General features: G+C 33.9%; 11 protein-coding genes. 4 read left to right on the top strand and 7 right to left on the bottom strand.

Features of this window, described 5'->3' with window-relative positions:
* Positions 1–144 precede the first annotated feature (144 nt).
* Positions 145–789, bottom strand: a complete 645-nt coding sequence (locus tag M2326_RS09255) for an SGNH/GDSL hydrolase family protein (RefSeq protein WP_264619278.1) — start codon at positions 787–789, stop codon at positions 145–147.
* Between the two features lie 269 nt (positions 790–1,058).
* Between M2326_RS09255 and M2326_RS09250 the strand changes: the two genes are divergently transcribed.
* Positions 1,059–1,469 carry an OsmC family peroxiredoxin gene (locus M2326_RS09250; RefSeq protein WP_264619277.1) on the top strand — a complete coding sequence of 137 codons (411 nt, stop codon included), beginning with the start codon at positions 1,059–1,061 and terminating at the stop codon, positions 1,467–1,469.
* A 177-nt stretch (positions 1,470–1,646) separates the two neighbouring features.
* On the opposite strand, the gene cysM is transcribed toward M2326_RS09250, so the two are convergent.
* Positions 1,647–2,534, bottom strand: a complete 888-nt coding sequence (cysM, locus tag M2326_RS09245) for a cysteine synthase CysM (protein ID WP_264619276.1) — start codon at positions 2,532–2,534, stop codon at positions 1,647–1,649.
* An 85-nt stretch (positions 2,535–2,619) separates the two neighbouring features.
* The gene (epsC, locus tag M2326_RS09240; protein ID WP_264619275.1) at positions 2,620–3,411 is read right to left on the bottom strand and encodes a serine O-acetyltransferase EpsC; all 792 of its coding nucleotides are present in this window, start codon (positions 3,409–3,411) and stop codon (positions 2,620–2,622) included.
* A 424-nt stretch (positions 3,412–3,835) separates the two neighbouring features.
* On the opposite strand from epsC, the gene M2326_RS09235 reads away from it, so the two are divergent.
* Together M2326_RS09235 and M2326_RS09230 are read left to right on the top strand one after the other, a co-directional pair.
* Positions 3,836–4,021, top strand: coding sequence for a hypothetical protein (locus M2326_RS09235; protein WP_264619274.1), 186 nt, complete (start codon positions 3,836–3,838; stop codon positions 4,019–4,021).
* A complete protein-coding gene (locus tag M2326_RS09230) occupies positions 4,011–4,562 on the top strand; it encodes a Smr/MutS family protein (RefSeq protein ID WP_264619273.1) in 552 nt (183 codons plus the stop codon). Before M2326_RS09235 ends, M2326_RS09230 begins: the two co-directional genes overlap by 11 nt.
* 86 nt (positions 4,563–4,648) lie before the next feature.
* Here the strand turns inward: M2326_RS09230 and M2326_RS09225 are convergent, their stop codons facing one another.
* Positions 4,649–5,611, bottom strand: coding sequence for a hypothetical protein (locus tag M2326_RS09225; protein WP_264619272.1), 963 nt, complete (start codon positions 5,609–5,611; stop codon positions 4,649–4,651).
* Positions 5,612–5,698: 87 nt separating this feature from the next.
* Between M2326_RS09225 and M2326_RS09220 the strand changes: the two genes are divergently transcribed.
* Entirely contained in the window at positions 5,699–6,823 is a 1,125-nt protein-coding gene (locus M2326_RS09220; protein ID WP_264619271.1) for a cysteine desulfurase family protein, read from the top strand.
* 93 nt (positions 6,824–6,916) lie between these two features.
* Here the strand turns inward: M2326_RS09220 and M2326_RS09215 are convergent, their stop codons facing one another.
* From M2326_RS09215 to M2326_RS09205, 3 genes are all read right to left on the bottom strand, one after another.
* The gene (locus M2326_RS09215; protein WP_264619270.1) at positions 6,917–8,146 is read right to left on the bottom strand and encodes a cation:proton antiporter; all 1,230 of its coding nucleotides are present in this window, start codon (positions 8,144–8,146) and stop codon (positions 6,917–6,919) included.
* A gap of 234 nt (positions 8,147–8,380) precedes the next feature.
* Positions 8,381–9,259, bottom strand: coding sequence for a nuclear transport factor 2 family protein (locus M2326_RS09210; protein WP_264619269.1), 879 nt, complete (start codon positions 9,257–9,259; stop codon positions 8,381–8,383).
* Between the two features lie 99 nt (positions 9,260–9,358).
* Positions 9,359–10,231 (bottom strand): AraC family transcriptional regulator, encoded by an 873-nt coding sequence (locus tag M2326_RS09205; protein WP_264619268.1) that lies wholly within the window; start codon positions 10,229–10,231, stop codon positions 9,359–9,361.
* Positions 10,232–10,290 lie beyond the last annotated feature (59 nt).

The following is a 10,290-nucleotide window of genomic DNA, read 5'->3' as shown; positions in this document are numbered from 1 at the left end:
TTACTGTCGTCAAGTTTTATTTATTTAGGTAATAAAACTTAATTTACTTTATGGGATATGACTTAGACGTAGTAGTTAGCGTATTGTAGGAGGTTGATAATTAAAGTGTTTACTTGTAGTAAATTGTCAAGTAGTACGCTATTACTAAGCGATTGTTATAAGTTTGTTAACTACCTCTTCAATTAATGGTTGCATTATGCGGTAGCCATTTGCGTTTGGATGTACGCCATCTTCTGAGAATTTTGGAGGTAATCCAAGGTTGTCGTCTACAAGTGCTGTATAATAATCTACAAATGGTAAGTTGTTCCTGTTCGCGCATTCACGTAGGAGCTGGTTAAAAGCAATTATTGTTTTTGCAGGTTGCTTTTTGGGCATCCAATAAAAAAAATTAGCGGGTAAAAGTGAGCACAATACGATCGAAAGGTGGTTTGCTTTGGCTATTTCGATCATTGATTGAATATTGTTCAGGATCATCTCTAGGGACGATTCGCCTGTATTCCCTGCAATATCATTACCACCCGCGAGAATAATAACTACTTTAGGTTGGAGCAAAACAACATCGGCTCTAAAACGCAATAAAATTTGAGGACTAGTTTGCCCACTGATACCTCTGTTGACATAGTTTTTGTTCGAAAAAAAATCAGCCTGCTCTTTACTCCAAAATTCTGTAATAGAATCTCCTATAAAAACGACTCTGTTTGTTGTTTTGGGTTCATTTTGTAAACGTAGGTTCTCCTCTTTATATCGGCTTAAATAGGGCCAGTCTTGCGATTGTAAATTTTGTCCCATGCTGCAGTTGATTTGTTTAAAAGTATCGTGTTGACGCTACTTTTTTTACTCCTTATTTGTTTTGTAAACAAGGTGAATTGATACTAAAGCAAACATACTACATTACGACCAAATGAACAGGATTTAATAGGAGAATATAGAGTACTACGCTGCCATAAAAATGAGGGCATTGCCAAGAAAAGGTCATAAAATTTAATTAAAAGAAAATCAGAAATCAAAGTGCTATTTTAGAAATACTTATATTTGAGAGAACATAAAAAACACAAACAATGAAAAGACATGCCACCGCTGTATGGAACGGTTCCTTGAAAGAAGGAGCTGGGAAAATAACAACTCAAAGTAAAACTTTACAAAACACGCAATACTCTTTTAAATCTCGATTCGAAGAAGGTGTTGGTACTAATCCAGAAGAATTGGTTGCAGCTGCACATTCAGGATGCTTCACAATGCAATTGTCAGCTTTTATAACTGAGGCTGGTTTTGAAATTGGAAGTATTGAGACGAAATGCGTAATCAACTTAATTGACGGAACTATTACTGGTTCGCATCTAATTGTGCAAGCAAAAATTGAAGGAATTGCTGAAGAGGAGTTTCAATCGTTAGTCAAAAAAGCGGAAGATAATTGTCCTATTTCAAAATTATTTAATACTGCCATAACCTCTGAAGCTACTTTGGTATAATTCACACAGGTTACAATATAATAAACAAGGCGCTAGTTTTCTAGCGCCTTGTTTTGTTTTACTATTTTTTCGAAAGCAGTTGTAAATATTAATACTGTTTTCCATCATCAATTTTAATTATGCTAATTCTTTACAATAATTATTTCTAATCATAAAGATTTAGTCATAAATAAAGATCTAATCAAATAAATCAGAGGATAAGTAACGGTCACCGCGGTCGCATATTATGGCAACAATCACACCAGATTCTAGCTGTTCGGCAATCTTCACGGCAACAGCTACAGATCCTCCACTACTCATTCCAGCAAAAACACCTTCTTCAGTAGCCAGACGTTTGGTCATTTTACGAGCTTCTTCTTCTGATACATCAACAGTTTGATCTACTTTCGATGGATCGAAAATTTTTGGTAAATATTCTTTTGGCCATTTTCGAATTCCTGGAATTTGAGAACCATCACTTGGCTGCGCTCCCACAATTTGAATGGCTGGGTTTTGTTCTTTTAAATAAGTAGAGGTTCCCATGATGGTTCCAGTAGTTCCCATTGCCGAAACAAAATGTGTTACAGTACCCTCTGTATCTCTCCATATTTCAGGGCCTGTACTGTTGTAGTGGGCTTTCCAGTTATCGTCATTTGCAAACTGGTTTAACATAAGGTAACCACCTTCGGCTACTTTTTTATCAGCATAATCTCTAGAACCAATGATTCCTGTTTCGGCTGGTGTCAAAATTACAGTAGCACCATACGCTCGCATTGTTTGTGTACGTTCTTTGGTTGAGTTTTCAGGGAGAACAAGTTCGATGTCGATACCCAGAATTTGAGCTATCATAGCAAGTGCTATTCCGGTGTTTCCACTAGTAGCTTCGATTAGTTTGTCTCCTTTTTTAATTTCGCCACGATCCATAGCACCTTTGATCATGTAATATGCAGCTCTGTCTTTTACACTTCCTCCAGGGTTATTACCCTCTAGTTTTAAAAGTAGTTTTACATTTTTATTTTGAACCAAATTGACAGATTCTACTAATGGCGTATTGCCTATTAAGTCAATTAATTTTTGAGGCTTCATATTGTTTTAATTATAATATTATTTGAACAGAGGTAGCAACAAGTAAATATCTAGAAAAGAACTATTCTAATATTTTAATTGTTCTTTATCTCATTTCTTTAACTTTTACTTCGGTCGTTGTAGTATTCAATACAATCGATTTTGCTGGAATGGATTTGGTTACCCAAGCATTCCCCCCAACCACGCTATCTTTTCCAATCGTAGTTTCTCCTCCTAGGATTGTAGCATTTGCATAAATGCAAACATTTTCTTCAACTGTTGGGTGTCGCTTAGCATCTTTCATGTCTTTGCTTACACTCAAGGCTCCTAAGGTGACTCCTTGATAAATCTTTACCCGTTTTTTGATTACTGTGGTTTCACCAATTACGATTCCTGTAGCATGATCAATAAAGAAAGGAGATTCTATTTGAGCACCAGCATGAATATCTGTTCCAGTAATTTTATGGGCGTATTCGCTCATAAGTCTAGAGAATAGTAATAAATCTAAGATGTATAATTCATGGCTTAATCGGTAAATGGCTATAGCATAAAATCCAGGATAACCAAGGTAAACTTCTTCTATACTATTGGAGGCAGGATCATTCTCAAGGATAAAAGTAGCATCTTGATTTAATTTTTCAAGAACAGATGGTAATCTCGATAAGAATTTTTCCCAAATGGAATCGCATAGATTTTGAGGTTTCTTACATGCAATCTTAGAGATTTCTTTGAATTGATTTTCGAGTTCGTCAATACTCTGATTTAACTCGGCTTTTGAGTCAAATAAGGTATAAAAAATTTTTTCGGTAAAAGCTTCGGTTTTAGTTTTAATACCGTAGTTGATATTTAAGTGGCTTTTGAGCGACCCAATATTTTGGATAATCAGATCTTTTGTCATGATTATGGGATTGAAAGGTTAGTATATAAAAATATAAAAGGAGTTTTTTTTAGTCACATCAGCAGCAATGAAAATGTATTTGTAATGAAAATTGATTCGGACTAAAGAAGTATTTTGATGGCATTTTAAATCTACTCTTAAATTATGCTTCACAAATATATTGAACTATTTTTAATTAACCCTTAGGAATTAAAATAAGATTTTGGAAATGATAATAAGGCCTTTTTCTGAAAATCTATTTGATTCTTCTTTTTGCTTGAATTAAAGCTTTAAAAAAGCATGGGCTGAATTGTAAAATAGTCCTTTTTTAGTTTTGAAAAAAAAATATTAAAACAAGAGACTTTATAAGATGTAACGAAGTAGTAACGGTTAAAATATTAGATTTAGTTTTAATTTACTATTTTTGGATTCAGATTAAAATTAAATGAAAATAATTCAAATTTTACTAGTAGTTTTGGCTGTTCTAGTACTCCTGTTAAAGAAAGATGGTGGTGATCAAATGATCTATTTGAAGGTAGGTGCGGTAATCGTTTTTATGTTCGGTATGATGCGATTGAGTGCTAAAACGCCAAGTAAAAATCAAAAAAAAGAAGACGAAGATGTTCAATAAAGGAGATAAGGTTTCAGTACTGGATGATGCAATAGATGGAGTAGTGCTCTCAGTAAAAGATAAAGAGGTTACTGTAGAAACTACGGATGGATTCGTGATGACGTATTTTGTCAACGAGCTTATTAAAAATAACGATTCCAGTAGTTTAGATAATTCTATTAAAATAATTAATGTAAGTGCTATTCAAAAAGAGAAGGAGGTCCCAAAACCACGTTCTTTTGTCAAAGAACGTAAAAATAGAAATGAACAACCAGCTCCAGAATTTGATTTACATATCGAAAAATTAGTAAAAAGCAGACATGGATTATCAAATTATGATATTTTGACTATCCAGTCAGATACCGCAAAAAGACATATTGAATTTGCCATAAAAAATAGAATACCGAAGATCGTTTTTATTCATGGTGTGGGTGAAGGAGTGCTGAAAGCAGAACTTGATTTTTTATTAGGTCGTTACGATAATATCGCTTTCCAGGAAGCCAATTATCAAAAATATGGGCAAGGCGCTACCGAGGTTTTTATTCGTCAAAATAAAGGATAGGATTGTCTTTAAAAGTAAAAAAAAGAGGCTCGTTTTCAATTGAAAACAAGCCTCTTTTTTTTGATTATAAAGTGCTGAAAAACCTTTTAATTTGTAGTGGTAAGCTCCCCTAGAATATAAGAATCTCCCAATATAAAGCTGTTATTACTTTTCTGTAAAGTTGCTTTTTTGAGTGTGATAGTATGTGTAAAAGCGTTGGGTCCATTGGTAGTTGTAGTTACTTCGATAATACCACTTACACCGCTTACGCCTGCAACTCCATTCCATTCCTGACTCAAAATGGGCGTAGTTGGAGTGGTTGTATTGCAAAAATAATCAGCACTCAAGAGTCCGGAAAAATAGCGATACGTCAGTTTATTTGTTGTTGTTCCTATCAGCCCTGTTCTAGGTGTTCCTGCAGGGGTAACAGCATTAACTATTAAAGTAGGATCAATATCAAGCATAATAGCTTCGAAGCCCTTATAGTCATACAGTATATTAGAACTGCTACATTTGGTAAGTACCTTTTCAAAGTTAAAAGGTAAAGCGGTTGCAGTGGTTGTATAGGTTCCAAAAGGTAAAGAAGCATACTTTTGCTCTCCATTATTGATGGCAAAAGTTATATTTTTTAGATTGATATAGTGACTATAGCCCGTAATTTTTGTGCTCCCAGTAAGTGTTCCTGCTTCTTTGGTTGCTGATGTTGTAATTTCAATAGTTCCTGAAGTCGCCGTCCATTGGTCTGTAATAATTGGAGTAGCAGGTTGTATGGTTTCACAAATATTATCAGCGCCTACAATTCCGTTATAAAAACGATACACTACTCGGTTGCTTGTAGAGCTAATTGATAAGGTCGTAGGAGAATTGCTAGTAGTTGGCTCGCTTGTAAAATTGGTTGAAGGTATTTCTAGTATTAGCGCTTCTTTATCGTTGATCTTATAAATAAGATCATTTGTGGAGCAGTTTTGAGTAGTGTAATCTTCGAAGTCGATATTTTCTTGAACGAGGTTTCCATCGTCACAACTATTCAAAAGCAGTAAAAAAGAAAAAAGGCAAGTGATTCGTTTCATTATATTTATAATTTGCCACAAAAATAGCGAAAAAATCGGCAAATGAATGGGTTGAATTCATAATTGATATTTCGTAACTTTGCAGTAATGAAAAAAATATACCTTGATAACGCATCTACTACTTCAATTCGACCAGAAGTAGTACAAGAAATGGCCAGAATTATGTTGGAAGATTACGGAAATCCATCATCAACACATAGTTTGGGGCGCAACAGTAAAAGCATTTTGGAGCTTTCTAGAAAAGTAATTGCCAAAATTATCAATGCTACTGCTCCCGAAATTATTTTTACTTCGTCGGCCACTGAAGCTAATAATTGGATTTTACGTTCAGCTGTTAAGGACTTGAAAGTGAATCGAATTATTACTAGTAAAATGGAGCATCATGCAGTTTTACATGTGATACAGCAATTGCAAAGAGAATTTAATATTGCTGTTGATTATGTAAAAGTGAAAGCAGATGGTTCCGTTGACATTACAGATTTAGTTGCGCTTTTATCACAAGAAGGAATAACCTTAGTGAGCTTGATGCATGTTAATAATGAAACGGGTGTAATATTGGATTTACAACGTGTGGGTATGTTATGTAAAGAGTATAAAGCTTTGTTTCACTCCGATACAGTTCAGTCTATCGGAAAAATTAAGATTGATTTACAGGATACAATGGTTGATTTTATAGTCGCTACGGCTCATAAATTTCATGGCCCCAAAGGTATTGGTTTTGCTTTCGTCAAAAAAAATTCAGGTTTATCTCCCTTATTCTATGGTGGAGAACAAGAAAAGGGTTTACGTGCAGGTACAGAGCCAATACATCAAATTGCAGGTATGGCCAAAGCGCTTTCTATTTCGAATGAAAACATAGATAAAGAAATGACTGAGATATCGACATTGAAATCCTATTTGATTTCAAAAATAATAGAATATTTTCCTGAAGCCTCTTTTAATGGAGGTACAGATGGTATTGCTACTATTTTGAATGTATTGTTGCCATTTTCGAAAGATAAGACAGCAATGATATTATTTCATTTAGATATGAAAGGAATTGCTGTTTCTCGTGGAAGTGCTTGTCAGAGTGGTAGTATTAGACCATCACATGTATTGGCAGAAATACTTTCTGATGAAGATTTACAAAAGCCAAACCTTCGAATCTCCTTAAGTCATTACAATACAAAAGAGGATATAGATGGACTTATTGAAGGACTGAGAAGTCTATAATTTTAAAAAAAAAATAAAGTTAAGGACTATTTTAAATAAGAAAAAGGAGCATCAATTCTGTACAGATTGATGCTCCTTTTTTATTAAGTATATTTAAAATTCCTCTGTAATATCAATGTGAGGGTTGATGCGTTTGGCTTTTAGTTTTTCTTTGATGATAATTTCACGATGTTTTGCCGTTCCCATCAAACCAATCATCATAATAATAGCAGTCAATAAGATCACTTGAATAATCAATGATTTGTTTACGAAAGGGAGTACACTTTCTGGGGTTATCGATAGAAACAACAAAATAGTAATTAATCCTCTGGGCGCTACAAAAAGTAGTGGAAAAATGGGTATTTTTGATAATAATAATTGTAGAAATCTAAGGGCATAAATAGCAGCTACGATTCCTAAGGCCCAGAGAATAGTATCTGGATTGATAATTTCAGAAGTTTTAATCAGGTATCCAAACAGTAAAAAGAACAATGCTCGAATGATGAATGTAGCTTCAACGGTAAGTTCTTTGAACTTAATAACCTCTTTATTTAAAAGGTCCAAACGGAAGCTTTTAGTCCATTTTAAATGTTTAATTTCATCTAAATTCCCTATTGCAAGACCAAAAACTAAAATAAATATTAAAGCAGGTAGGTGGAAAATCTTAGAGATTTCATAGATTAAAATTACCAATAAGATAATAGGTACAAATTTGATATGGTGATCTATTTTGTTAAGTAAAAAGGACAATAAGAACGTAGCAATGATGGAGATAGTAATGATTACAAGTATTTCAAGAGAGAAGTAGCCAAATGTTTCTAGTCCAAAATCAGTATTGTAAGCGACAAAATTAAAGAATACAACTCCAAATATATCTGACATACTACTTTCATAAATAGTAAACTCTTTTTGATCTGAGGTTAAATTTCGAACACTTGGAATCGCAATAGCGCTGCTAATCACACAAAACGGAATCGCATTGGTTAAACAGGTTTTAAAATCGTAGCCTCCATAATAATGAAAAGCATAAGCCAAAGCAAAAGCCATCAACAAGAGTGGTACTAGTGCACCCAAAACCGACTTTTTGATTAGTCCAATTTTTGATTTATTTAATTCTAGCTCTAGCGCTCCCTCTAGTACAATCAAAATCAATCCAATTGTTCCCAAAATAGGCAAGGTAGAACTCAAATCGGGAATAGGAATAGCAAAGAACTGAGTTACCTCTTTTACAATCCAACCGAGTAATAATAGTAAAATCACCGATGGTATTTTGGTATAACTTGCCGTTAAATCAAATAGATAGGCGATTAGCAATAAAATGCAAAGCGATATAATTATGGTCATATGGAATCATTAGGTTAAAATTCCTTCTTAAAGGAGGATGTAAGATAGTATTTTACGCTATTATAAAACAATATTTTTATTCAATGTTATGATTTTTTTAATGAAATCACTAATGATTCGATAAAAATTGTTCATTTTTATAGGATTCAATTGTTTATTTTTATAAGAAGTGCTTAAACGCAAACAGCACTTTCTCATAAGAAAAAGTGCTGTTTTTTACTCTTTGTTTTAACCTTAAAATTTACCGTTATTGTTTTTCCAGTCTGCTTTGTCAGTCATTTTTTCGACCACATCCCAATGCTCTGCGATTTTTCCGTTTTCAACTCTAAACAAATCGTAAAATGAATTATGATCTGCTCCAAAGTGGCCTTCGCTTACTACCAAAACAAAGTTTCCTTCGCCTAGTACACGATGTACTTTATCATATTTCATGAAAATACCTTGTTTAGCCAATGCACCCAAAGTAGCTCCTAATCCAGATACTTGGTCTGGAATGTTTGGATTGTGCTGTATATAATTGTCACCATTAAAGTAACCAGCTAGTTTTTCCATTTTTCCGTTCACCAAATTGTCATTTACAAAATTGGTTACAATTGTTTTATTTGCTTCTGTTTTATCTAGATCTTTAATTTCTGTAGCACCATCAAGCATGCTGTGTCCACTAGGGTTTGGCGTTGCTGGTTTCTCTTGTAAGTTGTCCCAATGTTCAGTGATTTGCCCATTTTCAAATTTAAAAATGTCAAAACCTACCTTTGGTCCAAAGAAAACGTAGTCTGTTTGTGTAAAAACATAATCACCATCCGCAAAGGCACGTACTGTGTTTACTTTGGCTGAGTTTGCTGGTATTTGTTGTAAAAGTGCTCCAAAACCCGCTAAGCCATCACCAACTGCAGTGTTATGCTGTTTGTAATTTGTTGGGTTTATGTAGGCAACGGGTGCGCTATCTCCAGTTTCAATTGCTTTTAGTAATGCTACGACTTTTTCTTTGTTCGAAATTTCCATTTTTGTCAATTTTTTAGTTTCTTTTCCTTTGTTGTTTTGTGCATGTGCAGTGTATCCTTGTGTAAGTGTGAATGCCAGTATACTAGCTGCTGTAATTGTTGTTAGTTTCATTTTTGTTTGCTTTAAATGTGTAGGGCAAAGGTATAGTGAGACTCCAACAGACAAAGTATCCAAAAAGGGCAAAGGACTGTAAAAATGGGAAAGTTGATGTTATTGATTTAATTTTCGAAAAACTTCGGGAGTGAGTAGGGTGTTTTTTTTGAAAAATTTGTACAAGTTCGTTGTTTCTTCAAATCCAGCTTGAAAAGCAATTTCTTTTATCGAAAATGTAGTGTTTATAAGTAATCGCTTGATTTGTGTTATCAATATGGTGTCAATAAATTGCTTAGCCGATTTGTGAATAACAGCGTTGGTTATATTGTTTACTGTTTTTGAGCTAATATTCATTTGACTGGCATAATCAGAAACCTTCTTGGTTTTAAAACATTGGTTTTCGACCAATTGCTGCAAATGAATAAATGAACTTAGATATTTTTTTTCTGAAAAAATGGCGTTGTCCAATGACTTAATGCGATACATTTTTCGAAAAAGAATATGCAACAAACTACCAATCACGCTCATAGAATGATCGTCTTTTATCTGGTAGTACTCTTTTTTAATCTCGGTAATTAACTTTTGAGTGGTGTCAAAATCGGTTGTATTGAGCTGAATTTTTGGGGAACTAATCAGCTCATTAAATAACTGTAGACTTTTGATAGCTTCCACTTCGTTAAAAAAATGGAGCAAAAAAGTATCCGTGAAAAGGAGGACGTAACCTTGAACTTCGTTTTTGAAAAATTTATGAATTTGGTCTTTTCGAATACTCAAAATCGTTCCCTGCTCAAGTGTATAATCGGTAAAGTCGACGGTATGCTTTCCGGTGCCGCCCGTTACTACGATAAGCATGTAAAAGTCAATTTGCTGAAAATCAGTCAGAGTATGGTCGAGATCTTTCTTTGAAAATATGGTATTAAAAGTTGTCAAATCAAACTGACTGTCTTTGCGTTTGTTATTGAATTTTATTTGCTGAATGGAGTTTTTCAAGTAGGTGTTGTTAGGGAAATATTCTTTTTTTAGCCACGAATTGCACGAATGTCCACAAA

Origin of the sequence: Flavobacterium psychraerolatum (assembly GCF_025960985.1) — a bacterium.
Classification (GTDB): Bacteria; Bacteroidota; Bacteroidia; order Flavobacteriales; family Flavobacteriaceae; genus Flavobacterium.
The sequence above is the reverse complement of the archived record's forward strand: the minus strand, read 5'-3'. Positions and strand labels throughout refer to the sequence as shown.